Source organism: Luteibacter anthropi, assembly GCF_023699965.1.
Taxonomy (GTDB): Bacteria; Pseudomonadota; Gammaproteobacteria; order Xanthomonadales; family Rhodanobacteraceae; genus Luteibacter; species Luteibacter anthropi.
This window is the reverse complement of sequence record NZ_CP077072.1, coordinates 2228579-2253734: the sequence shown is the minus strand read 5'-3', so window position 1 is coordinate 2253734 and position 25156 is coordinate 2228579. Positions and strand designations below refer to the sequence as shown.

Genomic DNA, 25156 nt, shown 5'->3' with positions numbered 1-25156 from the left:
CGAGACGGACTGACGCTCCTCGACGCGAAGAAGAGGTCAGTGCTTGTGGACCCCAAGCTTGTCGAACAGCATCCGGTTCCGCTGCGTGGCCAACCGGATGAGCTTGTCATACGAGATGATTTCGACGTGCCCGTTCCCCCCGGGCAGCGTCAGGAAATAGCCCTCCCCATCAAATGCCTCGATATAGCGGAACGCCACGTGATTTTTGAGGCTGGGCGTCAGGTCGGCAATGAGAAAGCCATGGTATCGGACGCCGGTTGGATTGATGGGTCGTCCATCGACGTCCTTGACGCCGCCCTTTGCAATTTCGACGAAGCGCTGGATTATCTGGTCACCGGGGTCTTTGTTGTAGTCGTCCCGGCCGGGCCGTTTGAACTCGACAATGACCACCCCACCAGAAGCCAGTGCCTCCGGCTCGGCTATGGCAACCGGCCGATCCCAGAACAGGGCGAGGATATCCGGCTCCTTCGCCGATGTGTCTTCCAGTCCCTGCGCCTTCTTCATTGCCACATCCGACGTCAGTAGGGTGTGGAAGGATAGACGCTCGTCGATGAGCCACAAATTCTGCTGTTCGAAAAACACATCCTTCGAGGACGCCCCCATCGGGAACACCATCTTGTGGAGCACTTTCTCCAGTGGGTACTTGTCGTCCGTCCGGGACTTCTTCAGGCTGGCATCAACTAGGTCGAGCAGGGTCCGGCGGTGGGCAACATAGGAGGCAAGCTTGGCCTTGCCGACCTCGTTGAGCTCCTCCATGAGCACTTTGAACTTTTCCTGGTACTTGTCGAACGATTCCTTCTCCATCCGGGCAGCCAGGCTCTTCTCCTCCCTGGACACCTCGTCTTCGATTTCCCGGCGGATGTGGAGCAAGGTCTCGTCCAGTTGTATATCCGTCAAACCTGGAGAGACACGGGATTCGAGACGGGCGCGGTACCGCTCATGGGTCAAGACGCGGTATTCCGGAGCCTTTTCCACGAACCGCTCAATCTGGGCAATCTTCTCAGCATTGGTAACCCGCAAGTCTTCGGCAAGGAGGGTCCGCAGCGTGTCGCCGATCGCCTTGTTGAGGGCACGTCGGGAAATGGAGACCCGGTCTAGCTCCAACCCCTCGTCGGTCTCGAAGGTGATGGTGGTCCGCTCCTGATTCGCGTTCTCGTCTAGATACTCACCGGTGATCAGCGCAATCAAGCTGAACGCCTTGCCGTCCTCACCCACGAACCGGTCCGGTAACTCTGGCAGGAGCTCTTTGAGCTTGGCCGATGCCACATCCCGCGAGGTCGCGCAGAGGTGGTATTCGTGGCTTCGGCTTGTACCCAATTGGCGGAGCACCTGGACTGTGAACTGTTGGCCTTTGACATCAAACGTGGCCTCCTGGATTTGCCCGACGACCGTGGTGTCAAACAGCCGGTTGACGTCCACATTTGAGAATCCGAGGGCCGACACTGTGATTTGCGGACATCCCTGCGAGGCAAACCGGATAAGGAAATGCTCGATGATGCGGCGGCCAACACCTTCAACATTCGTGGGCCAAGATGCCCTGTATTGGGACGCCATCCCCTTCATGGTCACCGTCGTCCCCGTAGGCTCCTCGACAAACGTGGTCGCGTCAGCCTTGGTCAGGTCCTCATCGCCGAAATCGAACGGAAAATCCCGCAGCCTGTGCTCGCCGTCCTTGCCGAAAATACTGACCACCCGGACCTCGTCAAACACCTTGAGGTAGGTAAACCGGCCGACGCCCTTTCCACCAGCCTTGAGCTTCGAGATCGTGTGGGCTTCCCGGAAGTCGGCCAGATGCCCATCATCTAGTCCGATACCGTTGTCGGTGACCTCGACACCGTCAACGACCAGCCTGCCTTCAGTGGCGTTCGTTCCCAAGTCTTGCAACGGAATAAGCCGAATGTCGATGCGACCGGCCGTACCGGTCTTACCTGCTTCGATGATGGCGTCCATCGAATTCGAAATGGCTTCGTAGAGGGGCATCATCCCTTTGCCGTTTTCGAGCTTGAGTCGCTGGACGAGCCCCTTGAGGTTTGCCTTCATGCATCACTTCCTGGTGCATATGGATTACCTCATTTTGCTCTGCCACGTACTACCTTTCCAGTAGTCAGATACCGGGGCGCGATCGCAACGCTTGAAGGGCCGACTTTCTCATCAAGAGCGGCAAGCGCACCGCTTCTGACCGAGATGGGCAGCCGTGCGGAAGCAAATCATCCGCTGTTTGCGGTGCAGGGTGCACACTTGGGCTTCATGCCGAAGATTTGCGCTGCGGTGGAGAATTGACTTCCTGTGCTGAACTCACCCAGCAATGGGGACTCCGAGTTTTCGGGAGAACCAATCCTTATCCAAGGTTTCAAGTTCCGAGAATCGGACAACAAGAATCTTGTCCTTTCCCCTTCGCATGGTGACCCTGCTGGAAACTTCATCCGAAATATTCTCGTATCGAGCTCTCCAGACATCATCTTCGACCACTACGACTACTGCCGTATTCGGAGATCGGTTGCGGCTTGCCTCATAGTCGAGTCGGGCGCGCTGGACTTGAAGCGCGCCCTGAGCAAGCCAACCCACGTTAAATCCCCGATAGATATACTTCAGCTCGACGAGGAAATCCTTTTCGAGCAGGGCGTTGCTCGTGAGCAGAAAGTCGACTGTCACCCTCGATATCGCCATATCTCGCTCGAGACAGTAGGTGGGCGGGAGTGCCAATTTAAGACGACTTTCGAAAATGTCTTCTGCATGACGAGAGCGAGTAGCTGGCGTAGCCTTCCGAAGCGCGACTGCAGGTGTCCCGAACTCTGTGGTGAGCGGTATATCGAATGCATCTTGAGACGACTTGTTCGCCAATTCATCTTCCGTAGACGGGCGCACTGCGTTTTGCGCTTGTTCCGCCGCATTTCTCAGGATTGCATCATGGTGACGCTGAGCCACTCTCCACTTGATGAATCCGAACACGGAAATACCCGTACCAAACAGAAGGGCCAGTACTGTTAGCAAAGGGGCCCAATGGAGCAAGTCACGAACGGCTTGCTGCCTGATGCGCACGGTCTCTTGTGCGACGGGCGTGAGCGCTGCAAGGTCCGACGATTTTACATTGAGGTCGAAAGGCTCTTTGAGAAGGAACCACACAAACAGCAGCTCTACCCCTATCAATCCGAAACCAGCGGACACGACGAACTTCCAAAGATCGCCAAATTCCAGCTTCACCTGATTTCCCCCATTGTTTTGTAGCAACGCTTCCGGAGAGCCTATGTGGGTTGCAAGTGCCAGGACGTTCGGATGCCCGGACCTCTCCAGCACCGCGCGGACCCAACTTCGAACTGTATTGATTTTCACGCCCCGCCCGCATGCTCCGCCGGACTGATCCCAACGGCCAAGGCGCACAGGAGGGCTTCTTCGGCGGCCGTGAAGCGGTGTCAATCAGCACGTCACGGAAAACCGCACCGTTGGGCAGGAACACCTCACCCAGCGTGAGGTCGCGGCGGTCGACACTGTGGGCAGCTTCCAGTGCTTTTTTCAGGTCCACGACAATCCCCTGTCTCATTTGACCGAACGCCTCGGAGAGTGCCACAGCCATGGTCTCTGCAACCAGTCGGGCACGGTGCCCTTGACCATCTTGAGCGGGCGAACAAGGAACCTGGAGCCAACCACACCGAGCAAGTCCGCAGGCACACGGAAGCGGACATAGAGTCCGGCGGGGCGATGGAGGAAAAGGGGCTTTGGCACGAAGGCGATACCTCAAACGATACCTTTTTGAAGGTCGTTTCCGGGTATCGCTGATTGCCTGCAACCGTTGTGCCGCAAGGGCTACTATGGAGGGTGGAGCGGGTGAAGGGAATCGAACCCTCGTCAGTAGCTTGGGAAGCTACAGCTCTACCATTGAGCTACACCCGCATCGAACCCGGATGTTAATACGACACCGCCAACCAGCGAAAGGTGGCAGCCGCCTGAACCTGTGAGCGCCCGCCCACGCCACCCGCGCGAGGCCGGCGCATAATCGCCCCAGGGAATCCTTACGAGGTCCGGTCATGCATCGGGTGCTGTCGCTTTCCATCGTCGCGGGGTTGGTGCTGGGCGTGTGTGGCCCGGCCGCTGCCCAGTCGCGTACCGCCTCCACGGCCGACATGCCCAAGCCGGGCGTCAGCTATATCTCCGGCCCGTCGGCCGTGCCGGAACGACGGGAGACGGTGAGTACCCTGCCCGCGGTGCCGCACTTCTATGCCGGCACGCCCGCCCCGCAGCCCCAGCCCGCGCCCGACTCGCGCAACGATGGCTACAACGACGGTGGCTATGCCTACGGTGGCGCCTATCCGCCGGGCTACGGCTGGAACGACGACCGCGACCGCCGGGGTCGCGATGGCGACCGCAACCGGCACGATCACGGTTATCCCGGCGACGGGCACGACCGGCCGCCGCCGCGTGGCAATTCCACCTCGCTGGCCGCCGGCAATAGCGGCGGTGCCGGTGGCGCGTCGGGCGCCGGAGTGAAACTGGCGCCGCAGCCGCCGCCCGACACAGGTCACCACGGCCGCTGGAACGGCAACGACGGAGGCGGCTGGAACCAGCCGCCTCCGCAGCCCGGCACGGGCGTCACCAACCAGCGCGGTCCCCAGCCGGGCACCGGCGTCGGCACAGGCCCCCAGCCCGGTACCGGCATCCCCCTGCGTCAGGCGGGCTGGCGGGGTTACAGCCACTGACGGTCGGCCCCGGCTGACGGGCGGCTCCGCTACAATCGGCGGATGCACATCACCCTTAACGGCGAAGCGCGCGAGTGCGCGCCCGGTACCTCCGTGACGTCCCTGCTCGAATCGGCCGGCTATGCCGGCAAGCGGGTCGCGGTGGAGGTGAATCTCGACATCGTGCCCCGTAGCGAGCACGCGACACACCTGCTCGCCGATGGCGACAAGGTGGAAATCGTCCACGCCATCGGCGGCGGCTGACGCCTCCGCTCTCCCCCGACGGAAGATCCCCGCATGAACCACTTCTCCCCCGCTGGTGACGACCTGCTGACGGTCGCCGGCCGCACCTTCCATTCCCGCCTGCTTACCGGCACCGGCAAATACAAGGATTTCGACGAGACCCGTCGCGCCACGGATGCCGCTGGCGCGCAGATCGTCACCCTGGCCATCCGCCGCGTGAACGTCGGCCAGGACGCCAGCCAGCCGAACCTGCTCGACGCCTTGCCGCCCAGCCACTTCACGCTGCTGCCGAACACCGCCGGCTGCTACACCGCCGACGACGCCGTGCGCACCTGTCGCCTCGCCCGCGAGCTGCTCGACGGCCACAACCTGGTGAAGCTGGAAGTGCTGGGCGACGAGCGCACGCTCTATCCCGATGTGGTGCAGACCCTCACCGCCGCCGAGAAGCTGGTGGCCGATGGCTTCGACGTCATGGTCTACACCTCGGATGACCCGATCCTGGCCCGTCGCCTGGAAGAGATCGGCTGCGCCGCGATCATGCCGCTGGCCGCGCCCATCGGCTCGGGCCTGGGCATCCAGAACCGTTACAACCTGCTTGAGATCGTCGAGAATGCCAAGGTGCCGGTCATCGTCGATGCGGGCGTGGGCACGGCTTCCGATGCGGCCATCGCCATGGAGCTGGGCTGCGACGGCGTGCTGATGAACACCGCCATCGCTGGCGCGAAGGATCCCGTGCTGATGGCCCATGCGATGAAGCTGGCCGTGGAAGCGGGCCGCGCGGCGTTCCGCGCCGGTCGCATTCCGCGCAAGCGCTTCGCCTCGGCGTCGAGCCCCGTGGACGGGCTGGTCGGTTGAACATGACACACGACGAAGACCAGCCGTTCCAGCGCCGCATCCGCAGCTTCGTGCTGCGCGAAGGCCGCATGACGCCCGCACAGCAGCGCGCGTTCGACGACCATTGGGCGCGTTTCGGGCTCGATTACACGGGCAACGCGCGCGACCTCGACACCACCTTCGGTCGTCAGGCGCCGCGCGTGCTGGAAATCGGCTTCGGCAACGGCGAGGCGCTGGCCTGGGCCTCCGAGCATGATCTCGACCGCGACTACATCGGCGTGGAAGTGCACGGCCCGGGTGTCGGCCGCCTGATGAACGGGCTGGCCGAGCGTGATGCGAGCAATGTGCGCATCTACAAGCACGATGCCGTGGAAGTGCTGGAGAACGAGATCGCCCCGGGCAGCCTGTCCGAGGCGCGCATCTGGTTCCCTGATCCGTGGCACAAGAAGCGTCACAACAAGCGTCGTCTCGTGCAGCCGGCCTTCGTGGCCCTGCTTGCCTCGCGGATGGCGCCGGGTGGCCTGCTGCATCTGGCTACCGATTGGGAGCCCTACGCCGAGCACATGCGCGAGGTGATGGAAGCCGCCGAAGGCTGGCGCAACCGCGTGGGCCCGGGCCAGTCGGCCGAGCGGCCGGCGTGGCGCATCGAGACGCACTTCGAGCGCCGTGGCATGCGCCTGGGCCATGGCGTGTGGGATTTTCTCTACGAATGGCACGGGGCGACGACGGCCTCTTGACCGCGATACCGGCATAAAGGGGGCTTCGTGCCTACGGAGTCCCCGCCGATGTCCATTTCCACCCTGGCCGACCTGATCGCCGAAACCCTCGAAGAGGCCGGCGTCCGCCGTATCTACGGCGTGGTTGGCGACAGCCTCAACGCCATCACCGAGTCGCTGCGCCAGCGCCAGCATATCGACTGGGTCCATGTACGCCATGAGGAAGCCGCGGCCTTCGCCGCGGGCGGTGAGGCGCAGCTCACCGGCCAGCTCGCCGTGTGCGCGGGCAGCTGCGGCCCTGGCAACCTGCATCTCATCAACGGCCTGTTCGACTGCCATCGGTCGCGCGCGCCCGTGCTCGCTATTGCCGCGCATATTCCCAGTGCCGAGATCGGCAGCGGTTATTTCCAGGAAACGCATCCCACGGAGCTGTTCCGCGAGTGCAGCGTGTATTGCGAGATGGTGTCCGACGCCTCGCAGATGCCGCAGGTGTTCGAGGCCGCTATTCGTGCGGCGGTGGGCCAGCACGGCGTGGCCGTGGTGGTGATTCCGGGCGATGTGGCTACACGGCGCTCGCCGGTGAAGAGCGTCACGCCAGCCGCAGGCCTGCTGCCGCCGTCGCCCAAGGTGGTGCCGGCCGAACGCGAGCTGGATGCCCTGGCGGCCCTGCTCAATGCGGGCAAGCGCGTCACCCTGCTCTGCGGTCGTGGCACGGCAGGTGCGCATGCGGACCTGATCGCGCTGGCCGATGCGCTGAAGTCGCCCATCGTGCATGCGCTGGGCGGCAAGGAATTCGTGGAGTACGACAACCCGTTCGACGTGGGCATGACGGGGCTGATCGGCTTCAGCTCGGGCTACTACGCGATGGAAGACTGCGACACCTTGCTGATGCTGGGCACGGATTTTCCGTATCGGCAGTTCTATCCGGAGGATGCGCGCATCGCGCAGGTGGATATCCGGCCGGAAAACATCGGACGGCGCTGCCGGGTGGATCTGGGTGTGGTGGGCGATGTGGGCGAGACCTTGCGAGCGTTGCTGCCGCGGATCGAGCCCAAGCGGGTCAGTGGTCATCTGGATCGCTGCCTTGCCCACTACCAGCGCGCGCGTGCGGATCTGGACGAACTGGCTCGCATCGAGCCGGGGCATGAGCTGATCCATCCGCAGCAGGTGACGCGGCTGGTGAGCGAGCTGGCCGAGGACGATGCGATCTTCACCTGCGATGTGGGCACGCCTACGGTGTGGGCGGCGCGCTATCTGGCGATGAATGGCAAGCGGCGCTTGCTGGGGTCCTTCGTGCATGGGTCGATGGCCAATGCCTTGCCGCAGGCGCTGGGTGCCCAGGCGGCGTTTCCCGAGCGGCAGGTGGTGTCGCTCTCGGGCGATGGCGGCTTCACGATGCTGATGGGCGACTTCATCACGCTGGCGCAGGAGAAGCTGCCGGTGAAGGTGATCGTGCTCAACAATGGCACGCTGGGCTTTGTCGAGATGGAGATGAAGACGGCGGGGCTGATCGAGACCGGTGTCGAGTTGAAGAATCCGGATTTCGCGGCCATGGCCAATGCGATGGGGATTCATGGGCGACGGGTGACCCAGGCTTCCGAGCTGCCTTCGGCCATTGCGGAGATCCTGGCTCATGAGGGGCCCGCATTGCTCGATGTGGTGAGCAACCGCATGGAGCTGTCGATGCCACCGAAGATCACCGCTGGCCAGGTGAAGGGCTTCAGCCTGTATGCCTTGAAGGCCGTAATGAGCGGCCGCGGCGATTCCATCGTGGACCTGGCCCTGAGCAACCTGAGCCGCTAAGAACCCCACCTACCCCGTCATTCCTGCGAACGCAGGAATCCAGCGCCTCGGTAACCGGTTGCCGCGAGAGCGTCGATCCGGCTCTTCGCTCTGCCCCCACTCACCGCGCTGGGCTCCTGCGTTCGCAGGAGCGACGGATCGTGGGGTGGATGAAGAGGGATCACCTACCCGTCATTCCTGCGAACGCAGGAATCCAGCGCCTCAGTGGTCGGTTGTCGCGAGAGCGTCGATCCGGCTCTTCGCCCTCCCCACACGCACCGCCCTGGGCTCCTGCTTTCGCAGGAGCGACGGGTCGTGGGGTGGATGAAGAGGGGTAGGCGAAGCCTACCTACTATCGCAACAGGAAATGCGGCCTCGTCTTCAGCCCCGAGCCACCCCTATTGCGTATACTCCTGCGACATCCTTCGCAGCCCGGCATCCGATGCCGTGGCACGCTCTAACCGACGGGTCCGGACAGCCGGCTAGTGGCACTCACCCTCACTCCTGAAATGATCCTCGTGCTGGGCCTGGTGGGCTTCACCATGCTCATGCTCGTTCTGGAGTGGATCCGGGCGGACATGGTCGCCCTGCTCGTCGTGGTCACGATCGGCCTTACCGGCCTGATCCCCGGCGACCAGGTGTTCAACGGCTTCGCGGGTAACGCCGTCATCGCGATCATCGCGATCATGATCATGGGCGCCGGCCTCGACCGCGCAGGCGTGCTCAACCTTACGGCGTCCTTCGTGATGCGCATGGCGCGCGGCATGGAATCGCGCCTGGGCGTGGTGGTGAACAGCGTCACCAGCCTGTTCAGCGCCGTGATTCCCAGCCAGGCGCTGGCGGCATTGATGATTCCGGTCACCAGCCGCCTGTCGGCCCGCACGGGCGTGCCGCTGTCGCGGCTGCTGCTGCCCATGGCCTTCTGCATCCTCACGGCCACCAACACCACGCTCATCGCGAACTCGCCGCTGATCGTGCTGAACGACCTCATCGCCAGCGCCAACAGCAACCTGCCGCCGGGCGCACATACGATCCCCAAATTCGGCCTGTTCAGCGTGACTCCCGTGGGCCTCGTGCTGGCGGTGCTGGGCGTGGCCTTCTTCTGGCTGTTCACGCGCAAGCTGCTGCCCGAGCGCGAGGACGAGCGCCTGAAGGTCACCCCGGGCCGTACGGAGAGCTACTTCGCCGATACCTACGGCATCGCCGGCGAAACGGCCGAACTGACCGTTACGGCCGAGAGCCCGCTGGTGGGCATGAGCATCGGCGAGGTCGAGCAGCTGCATGGCGCGCCGCTGATCCTGGCCCTGAAAAACGGCAACGAAAGCCGCGTGGCGCCGCCGTCCGACCAGATGATCTGGGTGGGCACGGTGCTGGGCGTGCTGGCGCCGCGTGATGCCATCAACGCGTTTGCCAATAACCAGCTGTGCCGTGTGTCCATGCGCATGCGCCAGCTGGGCGACCAGTTCAATCCCACGCGGGCGGGTATTTCCGAGGCCGTGATTCCGCCCACGTCGCGCTTCATCAAGCAGACCGTGGGCGAGCTGCGGCTACGCAAGCGCTTCGGCATCTCGGTGCTGGCGGTGAACCGTGGCGAGGAAGTGTTCCGCGAGGATGTCCGCGCCGTGAGCCTGCGCGCAGGCGATACGGTGGTGCTGCACAGCAAGTGGCGCGACCTGATGCTGGCCGAGGAAGACCGCGACATCGTCGTGGTCACGGATATTCCCAAGGAAGAACAGCGCCCCGGCAAGATCTGGCAGGCGGTGGGGTTCTTCGTGCTGGCGAAGTGCCTGGCGCTGTTCACCCATCTTGATCTGTCGGTGGCGATGATGACGGGTGCCGTGGGGATGCTGCTCACGGGCGTGCTGAACATGGATGAGGCCTACAAGGCCATCAACTGGAAGACCATCTTTGTCACGGCGTGTCTTATTCCGCTGGGCTGGTCGATGGATTCCACGGGCACGGCTTCGTGGCTGGCGCAGCAGGTGCTGGCGATCCTCGGCGGTGCGCCGCAGTGGACCTTGCAGCTGTGCATTGCGGTGCTCACGCTGATGTTCTCGCAGGTGATGTCCAACGTGGGCGCCACGGTGATGATGGTGCCCATCGCCATCAGCGTCGCGGTGAGTACGGGTGGCAACCCGTCGGCATATGCGCTGATCGTGGCCGTATCGTCGTCGAATACGTTCCTGCTGCCGTCCGGGCACCCGGCGTTGATGATGGTGGCCGGCCCGGGTGGGTATCGGTCGAAGGATTTCCTGCGGGTGGGGTTGCCGCTCACGATCCTGGTGCTGGCCATCACCCTGGTGACCATCAATCTGATGTATCGCTGATTCGCTTTCTGCGTGCGAACTGGGGTTACCGTCACATCCGGTCGCGCGCAAGGCGCGCTCCTACAAGAGCAGCGCAGCCTCCCTGTAGGAGCGCGCCTGCGCGCGACCTGGGGGTACCGCAATGTCCGGGTCGCGCGCGAGGCGCGCTCCTACAGGGGGTGAATCCGGAATTTCTCAGGCCAGGTGTACTGCGCCGTCGGTGACCGATACCGGTACCGCGCGCAGGCGGTCGCCCTTGCAGGGGCCCGTCTGGCAGTGACCGTCCCCTGCCGCGAACGTGGCGCCGTGGGCGGCGCAGATGATCAGGCCGTTGCGCACCAGGAAGCGGCCAGGGGCGTAGTCCAGCCGGCGTCCCGCATGGGGGCAGACGTTGAGATAGGCCCTCGCCTCGCCACCGTCCCGGTAGACCAGCAGGGACTCGGGCTCGCCACCGACCATGGCCTCCACTTCGATGGCGTTGCCATCGGGGATATCGTCGAGCTGGCAGAGGGTGGGGGTGTCGGCGGTAGCGGTCATGGCACTTGTCTATGGGGTAGGGATGCCCCAAGGTAAAGGGGCCGCACGCATGTCATTGTGCCATACGGATTTTTAACCAATGCGCTTCGTCTTCCCGCCCATCCGCCGCTCGCGCAACCCGCTGGTGCGTATCCTGTCCGTGATTGCCGGATTGGCCGTGGTCGGCGTGTTGCTTGTCTTCGGCACCATCGTGCTGGGCCTGCTCGTGGCCGGCAGTGTCGTGTTCTTTGCCATACGTCAGTGGAAGCTCGCCCGCGCCGGTCATGGCGCACGTGCGGCCGGTCCTTCGGCTGCCAGCCACGCCCACGCCCCTGACGTCCTCGAAGGCGAGTTCACCGTGATCCAGCAGGGCCGTCCGGTCCACCACTGAGGTCTCGCAAGAAGCGGATGGCGACGGCGCGGTCCGCCGCCTACGCTGGTCTCCCATGAAGGAGACCCTCATGAATACCCAGGTCCTGGCCATGCGTTCCCCCACCGACGATGCCCTTGAGCGCGTCCGCGCCGCCCTCGACGCAGGCAGCGGCCCTGCGGATCTCAACAGCCTTGCGGCGATCGCCGGCCTCAGCCCCTCCCATCTGCAACGCGTCTTCCGCCGCCGCTATGGCGTGAGTCCGGCGGAATACGCCCGTGCGCGGCGGTTCGGCCAGTTGCGCGAGGCGCTGCGCGACGGCTCGGCCGTGACCGACGCCGTTTACGAAGCCGGCTTCGGTTCGGGTAGCCGCGTCTACGAGGAAAGCGACCGTCGCCTGGGCATGACGCCCGCCAGTTACCGTGCGGGCGGCGCAGGTGCCTCGATCCGCTACACCACCACCGACACGCCGCTCGGCCGCCTGCTCGTGGCGACCACGGCACGCGGCATCTGCTCGGTCACGCTGGGTGCTGACGATGCCGAACTGGAAGCACGCCTGGCAGATGAATTCCCGCTCGCCGAACGCGAGCGCGTCGATGCCGGCCGTGAGGAATGGCTCGATGCGGTGATCGACCGTGTCACGCGCGACCTGGGCTGGGATATCGACAACGGCCCGGCCATGCCGCCCCTCGATGTCGCTGCTACCGGTTTCCAGTGGCGTGTATGGGAAGCCCTCACCCGCATTCCGCGCGGCGAGACGCTGAGCTATGGCGAACTGGCCCAGAAGCTCGGCATGCCGAAGGCGGCACGCGCCGTCGGCCGTGCCTGTGGCAGCAACCGGCTGGCCTTGCTGGTGCCTTGCCACCGGATCATCCGCGAAGACGGCAACCTGGGTGGCTGGCGCTGGGGCGTGGACATCAAGCAACAACTGCTTGCCATCGAACGTGGCATGAAAGCCGTTCAAGGCTGACCCTCGCAGGTTTCGCTTCCGAAGTTTCCGCGACGACGATATCGTTCCGGATTCGCGCCGCATGACGCGGCGCGGACATCCCTGGATCTCCCCATGTCCGACGCTGCCGTTTCCCCGAACCAGGCGCCCTCCCCGGCGCTCGCCGATCCCCGCTGGCTGGTGCCGCTGTCCCTGCTCGCGATGTATGTGATCTGGGGTTCTACCTACCTGGGCATTCGCTACGCGCTGGAAAGCTATCCGCCGTTCCTACTGGCGGCACTGCGATTCGCCATCGCGGGCACGCTGTTGTTCGTGGTGCTGCGCGTGCGCGGCGTTGCGCTGCCGACGCGTCTTCAGTGGCGCAATGCCGCCATCGTCGGCACCCTGCTGCTCGCGGGTGGCAATGGCCTGGTGTGCTTCGCCGAGCAGTCGGTCAGCTCGGGCATCGCCGCCGTGGCAGTCGCCAGCATGCCGCTATTCGCGGCCGTGTTCTCCAGCCTTTACGGAGAGCGCCCGTCGCGCGGTGAAATGGCCGGACTGTTCCTGGGTTTCGTCGGCGTGGTGGTGCTGAATCTCGGCGCGGGCCTCTCGGGCTCCCCGCTCGGTGCGGCGGCACTCATCGTCGCCGCCATCGCGTGGGCATTCGGTTCGGTGTGGTCGAAGCGCAGGGACATGCCCAAGGGGCCGATGAACACCGCAGCGCAGATGCTCTGCGCGGCCGTCTCGCTGATCATCCTCGGCCTGCTGCACGGCGAAAGCCTGCCAGCGCATCCGAAGTGGAGCGCGACGTTCGCGCTGGGCTACCTGATCGTGTTCGGCTCCATCGTGGCGTTCAGCGCGTATCTCTACGTGCTGAAAACCGTGCGGCCTGCGCTGGCGACCAGCTATGCCTACGTGAATCCGCCCGTGGCCGTGCTGTTCGGCGTGGCGCTTGGCGGCGAGCATGTCGGACCGTTCGACCTGGCCGGCATGGCGATCATCCTGGTAGGCGTAGGCATCATCACGATGATGCGCACCCGCAAAGCCTGACCCCTCTCTGTAGGAGCGCGCCTCGCGCGCGACAGGACGTGCCTCAGCGCTGAGGGAGTGCCCGTCGCGCGCAAGGCGCGCTCCTACAGGTTGTTATTCGGCAAACACCACCGTTACCCGTCCCTCGGTCTGCTTTGATTCGGCACCGATAACGATGCGAACATCCCTGCCAAGACGCGCAAGGCAGTCGAGCATTCGTGTCTCGCTGATGCCACGGAAGTGCCCGCGCAGGAGGCCGGAGAGCTTTGGCTGGGTCATGCCCAGCACGGAAGCCGCCTGCACCTGTGTCCAGCCGCGACGCTCGATGATCTGCGAGATCTTCGTCGCCAGTTGGGCCTTGATGAGCATGTCTTCCGCATGCTCGCCTCCCAGATCGGCGTAAACGTTACCTTCGCTGCGTTGCACGCTGGTCACTGGTGATTCTCCAAGCGCCTTGAATCCGGATTCGTCCACGATATACCTATTTGGGTATAGAAAACATGCAACCCAAAATCTCGATGGTGTCGTGGAATGAAGATGCCGGGATGAGCGGGTGTCCGGGTGGACCACGCCCACGAAATAGTCGGAAAACTTCCAGGCGTGACGCCCGTCCCGATACGGGTTCACGACCCGCTATTTTGAGAATTATTCGATATCCGCCACCCTAAGCCCCGCCTAGCTTCGGCCTCCTTGTGAATGGAGGTGGCTGTGACGGGATCGATCTTTGGCGAGGGCTCACGGGCCCAGCGGGTGAGCATGTGCGTGGCGAGGGCGGCGACGGTATTCGGTATCGCGGCAGCGGCGCTGGCGTCGTGCCAGACCTACGAGGCGGAGGCGGATGACCTGCGGCTGACACCGGCGCGTGAGCTCAACGAATGGGCGCTGTGCGAAGACGAGGGCGGACGCTGGATGCCGCAGGCGAAAGCGTGTGCCGAAGGTGCCCCGCTCGTGGACGAGGGGGCACCATGAGGTTCGTCAGAGTTCGCGCAGGGCCGTGGTGACTGGCAGTCGCGCGGCGCGTACGGCCGGGAACAAGCCACCGATGAAGCCGATGGCCAGCGCCCATTTCACGCCGGTCCAGAGCAAGGCCGCGCTCACGTGGAAGCGGAACACCACCTGGCTGAAATTCGCGCCCAGCGTCGAGGCCGAATAGCCGTTGAAGATGATCCAGACAATGCCCGCGCCGATCACGCCACCGAGCAAGGCCAGCAGCATCGTTTCCAGCATCACCGACACCACCACCGGCACGCCGCGGAACCCAATGGCGCGCAGTGTCGCGATTTCACGGGCACGCGCCTGGATCGCTGCAAACATCGTATTGAGCGCACCGAACACCGCACCGATGGCCATGATGATGCCCACCACGATGCCCACCGCACGCAACACCTTGGTCAAGCCTTCGGACTGCTTGCTGAAATAGTCCTGCGTGGTGCTCACGTCTACCTTCAGGCGCGGGTCGGCCATCAGGTTGGCCTTGAACGCGTCGAACGCCGAGGGCGAATCGAGCAGCACGGTCACGGATTGCACGCTGCTGCCACGGCGATATGCAGAGGCGACGCTCTGCGTATCACCCCACAGTTCGGACTCCAGCGCATCGTGCGATTCGAACGTGCCGACGATGGCCCAGGTCTGCCCCGCGAGACGGATCGACCTGCCGACGTCGAGGCCTTCGAACTGCGCCTTCGCGCCCTTGCCGACGATGAGTTCGCGCATGCCGGGCTGGAACTTCCGCCCTTCCACGATTTTTACCTGCTCGCGTAGCGGCCACACGTCATCGCCCACGCCACGGATGGGCACGTTGGCATCGGCGGACGGATCGCCCTTGCGTGGAAGATTGGCCACGACGACCAGTTCGCTCGATGCGATGGGACGCCCCTGCGCCGATTTCTTCACACCCGGCGCCTGCATCACCACGTTCGCACTGTCGCGGTCGAGCACAGAGTTGAGCTCCGCCTGCGAGCCGCCACGCAACACGATGGCCGTACGGTCGTTGCCGGTGGCACGCAGTGTTTCCGAGAAACCTTCGCCCATGGCAAGCATCGCCACGAGCACACCGACCACGCCCGCGATACCGACCACCACCACCGACGACGAGCCCAGGCGCTGGGTGATCGTGGCCAGGCCCACGGAAGTCACCTGCCAGGTCTGCCGGCCCCGCCGGGTGAGGCCCATCCACAGCACCAACAGCACGGCGATAAGCACCACACCCTGCCAGGGCATCGCGATCCACACGCCAAGAAAGACGGCGACCACCAGCAACATCAGCAAACCGAAACCGAAACGTTTCATGGGTAGGTATCCTTGTCAGCGACCGGCGAGCGCGTCGACGATGTTCAGGCGCATGGCGCGGATAGCGGGCAACGCACCGACCACGGCGCCGATGACCACCATGAGTACGATGCCGAGCACCCAGGTCTGGGTACCGATGGGCGGCAGGTTGAGCATGCCGCCGCTGCCCTTGGCGACGATGGGCACCAGCACGGCGGCAAGACCCAGTCCGATCACGCCCCCCAGCACGAGCAGAAGCACGCCCTCGGCCAGCACCATGCCAAGCACGCTGCCGCTGGAGAAACCGATGGTCTTCAGCACGGCCAGCTCGCTGGTGCGCTCACGCACGGCCTGCGCCATCGTGTTGCCGGTGAGCAGGATCAGGGTGAAGAACACGGCGCCCATGATGGCGGAGACGATGAGGCCGATATCGCCCAGCTGCTTCGCGAACGATGCGTTGAAAGCCTGCTCGGTCTGCGTCTTCGTCTCGTGGTCGGAGTTTGCCGAAAGCGCATCGATGGCCTTGGCCACGCGGTCCGCCTGATCGGGCGAGGTGAGCTTCACCACATACCAGCCCACGGTCGAGCCCAGGCTGCGGTAGGCATTGGCGTCCTGGAAATACTTGTAGTGGAAGAGGAACTGCTGGTCGGTGCCGTTGGCTGCACCCTTTGCCGGGGTGTAGATGCCCACGATGTCGAAAGGCCAGGTCTTGTCGCCGTTGCGCTGCGGGAAGATCGTCGATTGCAGCGGGATCTTGTCGCCCACCTTCCAGCCATAGCGCTTCGCCAGTGCAGCGCCCACGATGGCACCCGTGCGGGTGTTCTCGAACACCTTGCGCTGGTCGGCCGGCAGTTCGATCTCCTTGTAGAGATCCAGGTAGTTGTCGCTGACGGCGAAGCTGAGCACGAAGTTCTTCGGGTCCTGGTAAACGCCACCGAACCAGTTCGCATGGCCTACCGAGGCCACACCGGGAATCGCTTCCATGCGTGTGGTGAGGCTGGCGGGCAGCGACTGGATGATCGAATAGCGCGAGGTGGTTACCAGGCGATCCACGCCCGCCACGCTATCGCCCGACGAGAATGCGGCGCGGGTGGCGTCGAGCATGCCGAACAGCAGGAAGGCGGCCAGGATCGACACCAGGGTAAGGAAGGTACGCGATTTGCGGCGGAACAGCGCCGCCCATATGAGGTGCAGGTATTTCATGCAGGCATCCTCCGCGTCAGGCCGTCACTTGTTCGACGAGGGTGCCCTTGTCGAGGTGCAGCGTGTGGTTGGCGTACTCGGCGGCCTTGGGATCATGGGTGACCATCACGATGGTCTTGCCGTGTTCGCGATTGAGTTCGCGCAGCAGGCCGAGAATGTCTTCCGCCGACTGACGGTCGAGGTCGCCCGTGGGTTCGTCGCAGACCAGCAGCGTGGGATCGGAGACGATGGCTCGTGCAATGGCGACACGCTGCTGCTGGCCGCCGGAGAGTTCCGATGGCTTGTGCGAGGCACGCTCGGACAAACCCACCAGTTGCAGCGCGACAGACGCATTCTGCCTGCGCTGCGATGCCGACAGCTTCGTCAGCAACAACGGCAGTTCCACGTTGCGCTGCGCACTCAACATGGGCATGAGGTTGTAGAACTGGAACACGAAACCGACATGTGCGGCACGCCACTTCGCCAGGGCACCGCTGCCGAGGCGGTCGATACGCTCGCCCGCCACGCTGAGGCTGCCGCCGGTCGGGGTATCGAGACCGCCGATGAGGTTGAGCAAGGTCGTCTTGCCCGAACCGGACGGCCCCATCAGCGCGAGGAAGTCGCCTTCCTCGATGCTCAGGTTCACGCCATGCAGTACTTCGACTTTCTGCCGGCCGCGTTCGTAGGTCTTGGAAAGATCCTGGATGTCGATCAGGGTGGCCATCGTGGGTGTCTCCGTACGTGTCAGGGCGAGGTGGATGAGCTGGCGACGCGCACGGCGGCACCATCGGCGAGCGAATCGGAAGGCGAGACGATCACGGTGTCGCCGGCGGCGATGCCTTGCGATACCAGGCGCGGATCGCCATCCGGGCGGACAGTGACGTCGTTACGCCTGGCGTGATCGGCGGACACGGTGAACACCACCTCGCGTCCATCGCGACGGGCCACGGCGGCGGCAGGCACGAACACACCCTTTGGCGTTTCGCTGGCCACCGGAGCGCGTTTTTCCAGGAAAGACACACGAACGCCCATGTCCGGCACGATGCGCGCATCGCGGCTTTCCAGCGCCACGCGCACCTTCACGGTGGCCTTGCCGCGATCCGCGGCCGGCACGATCGCGATCACATGGGCGGGAATCTTCCAGTCCGGATAGGCGTCGAGTACGGCTTCAGCAGCCATGTCCGGCTGTACGCGGCCGATATAGGCCTCGTTGACGTCCACGTCGATTTCCAGCGAGCCCATGTCCACGATGGTGCCGACGCCGGTACGGGTGAAGCCGCCACCGGCCGACAGCGGCGACACGATCTCGCCCACCTGCGCGGCCTTGTCGGTAATCACGCCATCGAAGGGCGCACGCACGATGGTGTAGTCGAGATTGACCTGCGCCACGCCCACCTGCGCATCGGCCGCAGCGGCCTGGCGGCGGGCCGTCTGCACCTGGGCACGATACGTATCGGCCTGGGTACGGGTCTGCTCGGCCGCCTGCTTCGATACGAGCCCGCGCCCGACGAGAGCGTCCTGGCGATCCGCGTCACGCAGCGCCTGGGTCAGCTGGGCCTCGTTCTGGGTCACCGTGGCATGGGCGGCGGCGGCATTGGCCTGGGCCGACTGCAGGCCGGCACGCAGTGCGTTGTCTTCCAGCCGAGCCAGCACCTGGCCCTTGGTCACCCGGTCGCCCTCCTCGATCAGCACCTCGGTCAGCGTGCCGGTGATCTGCGCGGAAACGGTGGCCTGGCGGCGGGCGGTGACATAGCCCGTGGCCTGGAGCACGGCACCGGCTTCAGCGGCAGCTGCCGGCGCCATCGCCGTGGCGGTGTGCACTTCGACGGGACGCTTTGCCATGAAGGCCCAGGCCGCACCGCCCAGAAGGAGCACGGCGACGACCACGCCGGCCACGACCAGCGCGGTACGCCCACCGCGACCACCGCCGTTTCCGTGCGCCTCCCGGTGCGACTTGTCGATCTTCAGCTGCCTCAGCAGCTCGGCATTCGAATTCATGTCCCCTTGTCCCCGATACGCTCCTGGCATGGCATGATCATGCGATCGGGGGGCCTCGCGAACCATTTCCGGCCATCAGCCATCGGTCGTGACAGGTGTCATGCGGCCTTTGCTAACCTACGGCCATGAATACCGTCATCCCTTCGCCGGCCCAGCCGAGCCTTCCCGTCGCCGGGCGCTCCGAGCGCTTTCCTGTCCGCCGCATCTTCTGCATCGGCCGCAATTACGCCGATCACGCGAAGGAGATGGGCGCCACCGTCGACATGTCGAACCCGATGTTCTTCACCAAGCCGGCCGATGCCGTGGTGACCGATGGCGCCGACGTGCCCTACCCCTCGGCCACCAGCGATCTGCACCACGAGGTGGAGATGGTGGTGGCACTGGGTGCCGGTGGCTCGGACCTGACCGAGGCGCAGGCCGCCGGGCTCGTGTGGGGCTATGGCGTGGGCCTGGACCTCACCCGCCGCGACCTCCAGGCGCAGGCCAAGGCCAAGGGTGCCCCGTGGGACGTCGCCAAGGGCTTCGATCATTCCGCCCCGGTGTCGGCCATTGTCCCCGCCACCGAGGTCCGTCCCACGGCGGCCACCCGCATCACGCTGGAAGTGAACGGCACCGTGCGCCAGGACGCCACGCTGGGCGACATGCTGCTCGACGTGCCGGCCATCCTCTCCCACCTGTCGCGCCTGTTCGAGCTGAAGGCCGGTGACCTCGTCTTCACCGGCACCCCGGCGGGCGTATCGGCCATCGTGCGCGGCGACCGTTTTCGTGCGACCCTCGAAGGCGTCACCACGCTCGAGGGGCGCGTGAGCTGACTTCGCGGACCACTGACATCCGGGTGGGTAGTTTCCACCTACGACGCAACATCAAGAGAAGGAGACACAACCGATGAGTTTCGTCGCGGAATTCAAGAAGTTCGCCCTGCGTGGCAATGTGATCGACCTGGCGGTCGGTGTGGTGATCGGTGCGGCGTTCGGCAAGATCGTCACTTCGCTCGTCGACAACATCATCATGCCGCCCATCGGCTGGTTGATCGGCGGCATCGACCTGTCGCAGTGGAAGTGGGTGCTCAAGCCGGCCGATGCCGCCACCAAGACCGCCGAAGTGGCGATCCAGTACGGCGTGTTCGTGAACGTGCTGATCCAGTTCGTCATCATCGCCTTCGCGATCTTCCTGGTGGTCAAGGGCATCAACAAGCTCACCCGCCGCGAGGAAGACAAGCCGGCCCCGCCGGCAGCGGACGTGGTGCTGCTGCAGGAAATCCGCGACCTGCTGAAGCAGCAGAACCGCACGCCCTGATTCAACGCCTTCGCGATCCTGATCGCGAACACGCTCCTACTCCTGTAGGAGCGCGCCTTGCGCGCGACCGTGGGCACGTATCCATTGATGGTTGCCGTATCACCGGTCGCGCGCGAGGCGCGCTCCTACATGACCTTTGGCCTACTCAAGGCCGCACCCCCGGCGCAATAATCAGATCTTTCCGTCCCCGGGGGTCATCATGCGTCACACCTTCCGCCTGCACGCGCTTGCCGCGTGCCTTGCGTTTGCCTTTTCCGCCCATGCCGCCGGCAAGGACACCACCATTCCGGAGAAGGCCATCGCCGCAGCGACTACGCTGCGCGACAAGGCCATGAACGACAACACCGGCTATGACTTCGTGGCCGGGCTCACCACCGAAGTGGGTGCGCGCCTGGCCGGCAGCGAAGCCGACAAGCGTGGCGTCGACTGGACCATCGCGAAGTTCAAGGCGATGGGCTTCGACAAGGTGTACACCGAAAAGGTCAGCTATCCGCTTTGGGAGCGCCACAGCGAGCACGCGGCCATCGTCGCGCCGTTCCCGCAGGCGCTGTATGTCACGGCGCTCGGCTACTCCGCAGGCACGCCGCAGGGTGGACTTACCGCCGAAGTCGTAGGCTTCGATACGCTCGATGCGCTGAAGGCCGCTGACCCGGCCACGGTGAAGGGCAAGATCGTCTACGTCAGCACGCATATGGCGCAGCAGAAGGACGGCCATGACTACGGCATGGGTTCGGCCACGCGCACGCGCGGCCCGGTGCTTGCCGCGAAGATGGGTGCCGCTGCCTACCTGCTGCGCTCGGCCGGTACCGATCCGCACAGCCGTACGCCGCATACCGGTGTCACCGGCTTCACCGATCCGAAGGATGCGATCCCGGCTGCCGCGCTGTCGCTTCCCGATGCCGACCAGCTCGAACGCGTGTTAAAGGAAGGCAAGCCCGTCACGCTGAAGCTGGACCTCGATGTCGGCTTCAAGGGCATGTACGAAGGTACCAACGTCATCGCCGAAGTCACCGGTCGCAAGCATCCGGATGAAGTCGTCGCCATTGGCGGACACCTGGATTCCTGGGACCTCGGCACGGGCGCCATCGACGACGGTGCAGGCGTGGCCATCGCCGCCGCTGCCGCGAAACTCATCAAGGACATGCCGCAGCGGCCTGATCGCACGATTCGCGTGATTGCGTTTGCGAACGAGGAAATGGGCCTGTGGGGTGGTCATGCCTATGCCGATGCGCATGCGAAGGACGTGGCGAAGTTCCAGCTGGGTACCGAGTCCGACTTCGGTGCGGGACGCATCTGGCGCATGACGGCATCGGTGAAGCCGGAAGCGCGTGGCGCCATCGCGCAGATTGCCAAGGTGCTGGAACCGATCGGTGTTGCCTACGATCCAGGCAAGCCGGGCGGTGGTGGCTCGGACCTCTCGCAGATGCATGCCAAGGGCATGGCGGCATTGTCGCTGACGCAGGACGGCACCGATTACTTCGATTACCACCACAACGCGAACGATACGCTGGACAAGATCGATCCGAAGGCGCTTGCACAGAATGTGGCGGTGTATGCGACGTTCGCGTATCTCGCGGCGCAAGCGGATGGCAATTTCGGTTCGGCACCGGGCGCGTTCGCCAACGACGGCGCACACGACTGACCATTAACGATCAACACCCTGTTGTAGGAGCGCGCCTCGCGCGCGACCGGTGATACGAGGGGTGTCAACATCCCCGTAGCACCGGTCGCGCGCAGGCGCGCTCCTACATGGGGGCATGACTCGTCCACAACGGCTGTCGCAATTGCGCCGCTGTTGTAGGAGCGTGCTTGCGCGCGACCGGTGATACGGAAGGATGCCGTATTCCCGCCTACCGGTCGCGCGCAAGGCGCGCTCCTACAGGGATAGATGGCCGCGGTATCGGCGCATCAATGATTCGGCAGCGGCTCGCCTTCTACCTGCTTCGGCGCCAGGCGCTCTTGCAGGCGATTCATGTACAGGTAGATCACGGGTGTGAGGTAAAGCGTCAGGATCTGCGACACCACCAGGCCGCCCACCACGGCAAGACCCAGCGGGCGACGTGTCTCCGCGCCCGCGCCGATACCCAGTGCAATCGGCAACGTACCCGCAAACGCCGCCATCGTCGTCATCATGATCGGACGGAAACGCACGCGACAGGCTTCATAGATTGCATCGAACGGCGATACCGTGCCATCGCGCTGATGCTCCAGGGCGAAGTCGATCATCATGATCGCGTTCTTCTTCACGATACCCACCAGCATCACGATGCCAACGAAGGCGAACAGGTCGAGCGATGCGTGGAAGATCACCAGCGTCAGCAACGCCCCCACGGCCGCCGCTGGCAGGCCGGAGAGAATCGTGAGTGGATGAATGAAGCTCTCGTACAGGATGCCCAGCACAAGGTAGATCACGAACACGGCCAGCAGGAGCAGCAGGCCCATGCCCTTCACTGAATCCTGGAAGGCCTGCGCCGTGCCTTGCACACTGCCGCTCAGTGTCGCGGGAAGCTTCATTTCGGTAGTGGCGCGATCGATGCTCTGCACCGCATCGCTCAGCGACACACCCGGTGCCAGATTGAACGAAACAGTGACCGCCGGCAGCTGGCCCTGGTGATTCACCGTGAGCACCTGCGGCCTGCGCTCGAAACGAGCGACCGTATTGAGCGGCACCAGCTTGCCGGTATCCGAGGTCACATAAAGCTTCGACAGCACGGCAGGGTCATCCTGCATGCGGCGTTCCACCTGAAGGATCACCCAGTACTGCGTGGCCGAGCCATAGATCGTGGAAATCTGGTTCTCGCCGAACGCGGTACCGAGCGCGGTCTGCACCTGCTCCATCGTGAGGCCCAGCGGCGCCAGCTTGTCGCGGTTGACCGTGACGACCATCGAGGGGCTGTTGAGGTCGAGATCCGTGGTGACGTCCTGGAAGCCCGGAAGCTTCTGAAACGCCGTGACCAGCTTGCCCGACCAGTCATAAAGCGCGTGCAGATCGGTGGACTGCACCGTGTACTGGTATTGCGCCTTCGACTGGCGGCCGCCCACCTGGATGGCGGGTGGATTCTGGATATAGGTGCGGATACCCGGCACCTCGGCAAACTTGTGCCGCAGCTCCTGGATGATCTCGTCCGGCGTGGTGTGCCCGCGCTCATCGGCAGGTTTCAGGCGTAGCAGGATCGATCCGGAATTGATCGTTGCGCGCGCACCACCGGCGCCCACGCTCGACATATAGCCTTCGATGTTCGGATCGTTGCCGGCGATTTCCGCCAGCATCTGCTGGCGCGCGGACATGGCCGAGAAGGAGATATCGGTCGGGCCTTCGGTGGTAACACGCAGCTGGCCGCTGTCACCGGCAGGGATGAAATCCTTCGGCGTCACCATGAAGAGCACGGCCGTGGCGGCAAGGCTCAGGAAGAACACGGCCACCACCGTCAGCGGGTGGCGCATGCACCAGCCCAGTGTGCGTGTATAGCCATTCGTGAGCGCGCTGAATCCCTTGTCGAACCACACCACGATGAAGCTGCGCTTGTCGTGGTCGTGCGCCTTGACGAAACGGCTGCACAGCATCGGCGTGAGCGTGATCGAGACGAAGCCCGAGATCAGGATCGACACGCTGATGACCACGGCAAACTCGTGGAACAGGCGACCGACAATGCCGCCCATGAACATCACGGGGATGAACACTGCCACCAGGGAGAGTGTCATCGAGAAGATGGTGAAGCCGATTTCACTGGCGCCCTTCACGGCCGCATCGAAGGGTTTTTCACCCATTTCGATATGACGCATGATGTTTTCCAGCATCACGATGGCATCGTCCACCACGAAACCCACCGCCAGCGTCAACGCCAGCAAAGACAGGTTGTCGAGGCTGTAGCCCAAGGCGAACATCGCGCCGAACGTGCCCAGTACCGAGATAGGCAACGCCACGGCAGGAATCAGCGTGGCCGAGGCATTGCCGAGGAACAGGTAGATCACCGCCACCACGAGGATGCCGGCCAGGATCAGCGTGAACTGCACGTCGGCCACCGATTCGCGGATGGACACCGAGCGGTCGTACATCACGTCAAGCTTCACCGACGGCGGCAGCGTTTCCGAGAAGGCCGGCAGCAGGGCCAGGATGCGATTGACGGTTTCCACCGTGTTGGCACCGGGCTGGCGCTGGATGGCAAGGGTGATCGCGCGATGGCCGTTGAACCAGCTGGCCTTCTGGTCGTCCTGCACGCTGTCACGCGGCACGGCGATATCGGACAGGCGAATGGGCGCGCCGTTGCGATACGCCACTACCACCTGGTTGTAATCGGCCGCGCGCATGAGCTGGCCATCGGAGCGGATGGACAGTAGCTGGCGCTTGCCGTTGAGCGAACCGGTGGCCTTGTTGACGTTGGCCGCGGCGATCGCCTGGCGCATCTGGTCCACGCCGATGCCCGTGGCCGCGAGGCGATCCGGATCGACCGCGATGCGCACCGCGTACTTCTGCGAGCCGTAGACATTCACCTGCGCCACGCCATCGACCATGGACAGACGCTGCGCCAGCTCCGTTTCGGCGTAGTCGTCCACCGTGGAAAGCGGCAGCGTGGACGACTGCATGGTGAGGAACAGGATCGGTGCATCCGCCGGGTTCACCTTGCGATAGGTGGGCGGCGTGGGCATGTCCTGCGGCAATTGGCGCTGTGCGGCGGAGATGGCGGCCTGCACGTCCTGCGCGGCGCCGTCGATGCTGCGATCAAGCGCGAAGGTGACCGTGATCGTGGTGGAGCCCAGCGAACTGGACGAGGTCATCGAGTCGATGCCCGCGATGGTGGACAGCTGCGCTTCCAGCGGCGTGGCAACCGAGGATGCCATCGTCTCCGGCGACGCGCCCGGCAGGCTCGCGCTGATGTTGATCGTGGGGAAGTCCACGTTCGGCAGTTCGTTGACGGGCAGCTTCGGGTACGCGGCCAGGCCGAAGATCACCAGCGCCGCCATCAGCAGCGTGGTCATCACGGGCCGGCGGATGCAGAGTTCCGGCAGATTCATGCGCG

The 25156-nt window shown here is 64.3% G+C and carries 22 protein-coding genes and 1 tRNA gene; 13 read left to right on the top strand and 10 right to left on the bottom strand.

The window, feature by feature from the left end:
• Window positions 1-36 precede the first annotated feature (36 nt).
• The 3 genes from KR767_RS09985 to KR767_RS09975 all read right to left on the bottom strand — a co-directional run bounded on the left by KR767_RS09985 (window position 37) and on the right by KR767_RS09975 (window position 3888).
• Window positions 37-2040, bottom strand: coding sequence for a hypothetical protein (locus KR767_RS09985; RefSeq protein ID WP_250879003.1), 2004 nt, complete (start codon window positions 2038-2040; stop codon window positions 37-39).
• A 255-nt stretch (window positions 2041-2295) separates the two neighbouring features.
• Complete coding sequence (locus KR767_RS09980) at window positions 2296-3330, bottom strand: hypothetical protein (RefSeq protein ID WP_250879002.1); 1035 nt, start codon at window positions 3328-3330, stop codon at window positions 2296-2298.
• A 484-nt stretch (window positions 3331-3814) separates the two neighbouring features.
• A tRNA-Gly gene (locus tag KR767_RS09975) sits at window positions 3815-3888 on the bottom strand.
• Between the two features lie 134 nt (window positions 3889-4022).
• Between KR767_RS09975 and KR767_RS09970 the strand changes: the two genes are divergently transcribed.
• The 6 genes from KR767_RS09970 to KR767_RS09945 all read left to right on the top strand — a co-directional run bounded on the left by KR767_RS09970 (window position 4023) and on the right by KR767_RS09945 (window position 10572).
• Entirely contained in the window at window positions 4023-4691 is a 669-nt protein-coding gene (locus tag KR767_RS09970) for a hypothetical protein (protein ID WP_250879001.1), read from the top strand.
• A gap of 42 nt (window positions 4692-4733) precedes the next feature.
• Window positions 4734-4934, top strand: coding sequence for a sulfur carrier protein ThiS (gene thiS, locus KR767_RS09965; protein WP_166950840.1), 201 nt, complete (start codon window positions 4734-4736; stop codon window positions 4932-4934).
• A gap of 33 nt (window positions 4935-4967) precedes the next feature.
• Window positions 4968-5768, top strand: coding sequence for a thiazole synthase (locus tag KR767_RS09960; RefSeq protein ID WP_166950838.1), 801 nt, complete (start codon window positions 4968-4970; stop codon window positions 5766-5768).
• Between the two features lie 2 nt (window positions 5769-5770).
• A complete protein-coding gene (gene trmB, locus KR767_RS09955; RefSeq protein WP_250879000.1) occupies window positions 5771-6484 on the top strand; it encodes a tRNA (guanosine(46)-N7)-methyltransferase TrmB in 714 nt (237 codons plus the stop codon).
• Between the two features lie 63 nt (window positions 6485-6547).
• Window positions 6548-8266, top strand: a complete 1719-nt coding sequence (gene poxB / locus KR767_RS09950) for a ubiquinone-dependent pyruvate dehydrogenase (RefSeq protein ID WP_250879147.1) — start codon at window positions 6548-6550, stop codon at window positions 8264-8266.
• A 488-nt stretch (window positions 8267-8754) separates the two neighbouring features.
• Complete coding sequence (locus KR767_RS09945) at window positions 8755-10572, top strand: SLC13 family permease (RefSeq protein WP_250879146.1); 1818 nt, start codon at window positions 8755-8757, stop codon at window positions 10570-10572.
• A 174-nt stretch (window positions 10573-10746) separates the two neighbouring features.
• Here the strand turns inward: KR767_RS09945 and KR767_RS09940 are convergent, their stop codons facing one another.
• Window positions 10747-11088 carry a Rieske (2Fe-2S) protein gene (locus KR767_RS09940; protein ID WP_166950834.1) on the bottom strand — a complete coding sequence of 114 codons (342 nt, stop codon included), beginning with the start codon at window positions 11086-11088 and terminating at the stop codon, window positions 10747-10749.
• Between the two features lie 79 nt (window positions 11089-11167).
• Here KR767_RS09940 and KR767_RS09935 point away from each other — a divergent pair, with 79 nt between their 5' ends.
• The 3 genes from KR767_RS09935 (at window position 11168) to yedA (ending at window position 13415) form a co-directional block, all read left to right on the top strand.
• Entirely contained in the window at window positions 11168-11458 is a 291-nt protein-coding gene (locus tag KR767_RS09935; RefSeq protein WP_166950833.1) for a hypothetical protein, read from the top strand.
• A gap of 70 nt (window positions 11459-11528) precedes the next feature.
• Window positions 11529-12407, top strand: a complete 879-nt coding sequence (locus tag KR767_RS09930) for a methylated-DNA--[protein]-cysteine S-methyltransferase (RefSeq protein ID WP_250878999.1) — start codon at window positions 11529-11531, stop codon at window positions 12405-12407.
• A gap of 93 nt (window positions 12408-12500) precedes the next feature.
• Window positions 12501-13415, top strand: a complete 915-nt coding sequence (gene yedA / locus KR767_RS09925) for a drug/metabolite exporter YedA (protein ID WP_166950832.1) — start codon at window positions 12501-12503, stop codon at window positions 13413-13415.
• Between the two features lie 93 nt (window positions 13416-13508).
• Here the strand turns inward: yedA and KR767_RS09920 are convergent, their stop codons facing one another.
• Window positions 13509-13868 carry a helix-turn-helix domain-containing protein gene (locus tag KR767_RS09920; RefSeq protein WP_250878998.1) on the bottom strand — a complete coding sequence of 120 codons (360 nt, stop codon included), beginning with the start codon at window positions 13866-13868 and terminating at the stop codon, window positions 13509-13511.
• A 234-nt stretch (window positions 13869-14102) separates the two neighbouring features.
• Between KR767_RS09920 and KR767_RS09915 the strand changes: the two genes are divergently transcribed.
• Complete coding sequence (locus tag KR767_RS09915) at window positions 14103-14363, top strand: hypothetical protein (RefSeq protein WP_250878997.1); 261 nt, start codon at window positions 14103-14105, stop codon at window positions 14361-14363.
• 6 nt (window positions 14364-14369) lie between these two features.
• Here KR767_RS09915 and KR767_RS09910 read toward each other — a convergent pair whose 3' ends face one another.
• Genes KR767_RS09910 through KR767_RS09895 form a run of 4 tightly spaced genes read right to left on the bottom strand, consistent with a single transcriptional unit; the run spans window position 14370 to window position 18842 of the window.
• Complete coding sequence (locus KR767_RS09910; protein ID WP_250878996.1) at window positions 14370-15683, bottom strand: ABC transporter permease; 1314 nt, start codon at window positions 15681-15683, stop codon at window positions 14370-14372.
• Between the two features lie 15 nt (window positions 15684-15698).
• Complete coding sequence (locus KR767_RS09905) at window positions 15699-16865, bottom strand: ABC transporter permease (RefSeq protein ID WP_166950828.1); 1167 nt, start codon at window positions 16863-16865, stop codon at window positions 15699-15701.
• A 16-nt stretch (window positions 16866-16881) separates the two neighbouring features.
• Window positions 16882-17568 (bottom strand): ABC transporter ATP-binding protein, encoded by a 687-nt coding sequence (locus KR767_RS09900; protein WP_250878995.1) that lies wholly within the window; start codon window positions 17566-17568, stop codon window positions 16882-16884.
• A gap of 20 nt (window positions 17569-17588) precedes the next feature.
• On the bottom strand, window positions 17589-18842 hold the full coding sequence (locus tag KR767_RS09895) for an efflux RND transporter periplasmic adaptor subunit (protein ID WP_250878994.1): 1254 nt from the start codon (window positions 18840-18842) through the stop codon (window positions 17589-17591).
• 125 nt (window positions 18843-18967) lie between these two features.
• On the opposite strand from KR767_RS09895, the gene KR767_RS09890 reads away from it, so the two are divergent.
• The 3 genes from KR767_RS09890 to KR767_RS09880 all read left to right on the top strand — a co-directional run bounded on the left by KR767_RS09890 (window position 18968) and on the right by KR767_RS09880 (window position 21780).
• Complete coding sequence (locus KR767_RS09890; RefSeq protein WP_250878993.1) at window positions 18968-19654, top strand: fumarylacetoacetate hydrolase family protein; 687 nt, start codon at window positions 18968-18970, stop codon at window positions 19652-19654.
• Window positions 19655-19727: 73 nt separating this feature from the next.
• Window positions 19728-20138 carry a large-conductance mechanosensitive channel protein MscL gene (gene mscL, locus KR767_RS09885; RefSeq protein ID WP_166950823.1) on the top strand — a complete coding sequence of 137 codons (411 nt, stop codon included), beginning with the start codon at window positions 19728-19730 and terminating at the stop codon, window positions 20136-20138.
• A gap of 199 nt (window positions 20139-20337) precedes the next feature.
• Window positions 20338-21780, top strand: coding sequence for a M20/M25/M40 family metallo-hydrolase (locus tag KR767_RS09880; RefSeq protein ID WP_250878992.1), 1443 nt, complete (start codon window positions 20338-20340; stop codon window positions 21778-21780).
• 266 nt (window positions 21781-22046) lie between these two features.
• Here KR767_RS09880 and KR767_RS09875 read toward each other — a convergent pair whose 3' ends face one another.
• The gene (locus KR767_RS09875) at window positions 22047-25151 is read right to left on the bottom strand and encodes an efflux RND transporter permease subunit (protein WP_166950821.1); all 3105 of its coding nucleotides are present in this window, start codon (window positions 25149-25151) and stop codon (window positions 22047-22049) included.
• Window positions 25152-25156: the final 5 nt, after the last annotated feature.

Bases quoted from the DNA above. Each gene is read 5' to 3' on its own strand.
- KR767_RS09985 (WP_250879003.1), bottom strand. From the start codon at position 2,040: ATGAAGGCAAACCTCAAGGGGCTCGTCCAGCGACTCAAGCTCGAAAAC.
- KR767_RS09970 (WP_250879001.1), top strand. From the start codon at position 4,023: ATGCATCGGGTGCTGTCGCTTTCCATCGTCGCGGGGTTGGTGCTGGGC.
- thiS (WP_166950840.1), top strand. From the start codon at position 4,734: ATGCACATCACCCTTAACGGCGAAGCGCGCGAGTGCGCGCCCGGTACC.
- KR767_RS09960 (WP_166950838.1), top strand. From the start codon at position 4,968: ATGAACCACTTCTCCCCCGCTGGTGACGACCTGCTGACGGTCGCCGGC.
- trmB (WP_250879000.1), top strand. From the start codon at position 5,771: ATGACACACGACGAAGACCAGCCGTTCCAGCGCCGCATCCGCAGCTTC.
- KR767_RS09945 (WP_250879146.1), top strand. From the start codon at position 8,755: ATGATCCTCGTGCTGGGCCTGGTGGGCTTCACCATGCTCATGCTCGTT.
- KR767_RS09940 (WP_166950834.1), bottom strand. From the start codon at position 11,088: ATGACCGCTACCGCCGACACCCCCACCCTCTGCCAGCTCGACGATATC.
- KR767_RS09935 (WP_166950833.1), top strand. From the start codon at position 11,168: ATGCGCTTCGTCTTCCCGCCCATCCGCCGCTCGCGCAACCCGCTGGTG.
- KR767_RS09930 (WP_250878999.1), top strand. From the start codon at position 11,529: ATGAATACCCAGGTCCTGGCCATGCGTTCCCCCACCGACGATGCCCTT.
- yedA (WP_166950832.1), top strand. From the start codon at position 12,501: ATGTCCGACGCTGCCGTTTCCCCGAACCAGGCGCCCTCCCCGGCGCTC.
- KR767_RS09910 (WP_250878996.1), bottom strand. From the start codon at position 15,683: ATGAAACGTTTCGGTTTCGGTTTGCTGATGTTGCTGGTGGTCGCCGTC.
- KR767_RS09905 (WP_166950828.1), bottom strand. From the start codon at position 16,865: ATGAAATACCTGCACCTCATATGGGCGGCGCTGTTCCGCCGCAAATCG.
- KR767_RS09900 (WP_250878995.1), bottom strand. From the start codon at position 17,568: ATGGCCACCCTGATCGACATCCAGGATCTTTCCAAGACCTACGAACGC.
- KR767_RS09895 (WP_250878994.1), bottom strand. From the start codon at position 18,842: ATGAATTCGAATGCCGAGCTGCTGAGGCAGCTGAAGATCGACAAGTCG.
- KR767_RS09890 (WP_250878993.1), top strand. From the start codon at position 18,968: ATGAATACCGTCATCCCTTCGCCGGCCCAGCCGAGCCTTCCCGTCGCC.
- mscL (WP_166950823.1), top strand. From the start codon at position 19,728: ATGAGTTTCGTCGCGGAATTCAAGAAGTTCGCCCTGCGTGGCAATGTG.
- KR767_RS09880 (WP_250878992.1), top strand. From the start codon at position 20,338: ATGCGTCACACCTTCCGCCTGCACGCGCTTGCCGCGTGCCTTGCGTTT.
- KR767_RS09875 (WP_166950821.1), bottom strand. From the start codon at position 25,151: ATGAATCTGCCGGAACTCTGCATCCGCCGGCCCGTGATGACCACGCTG.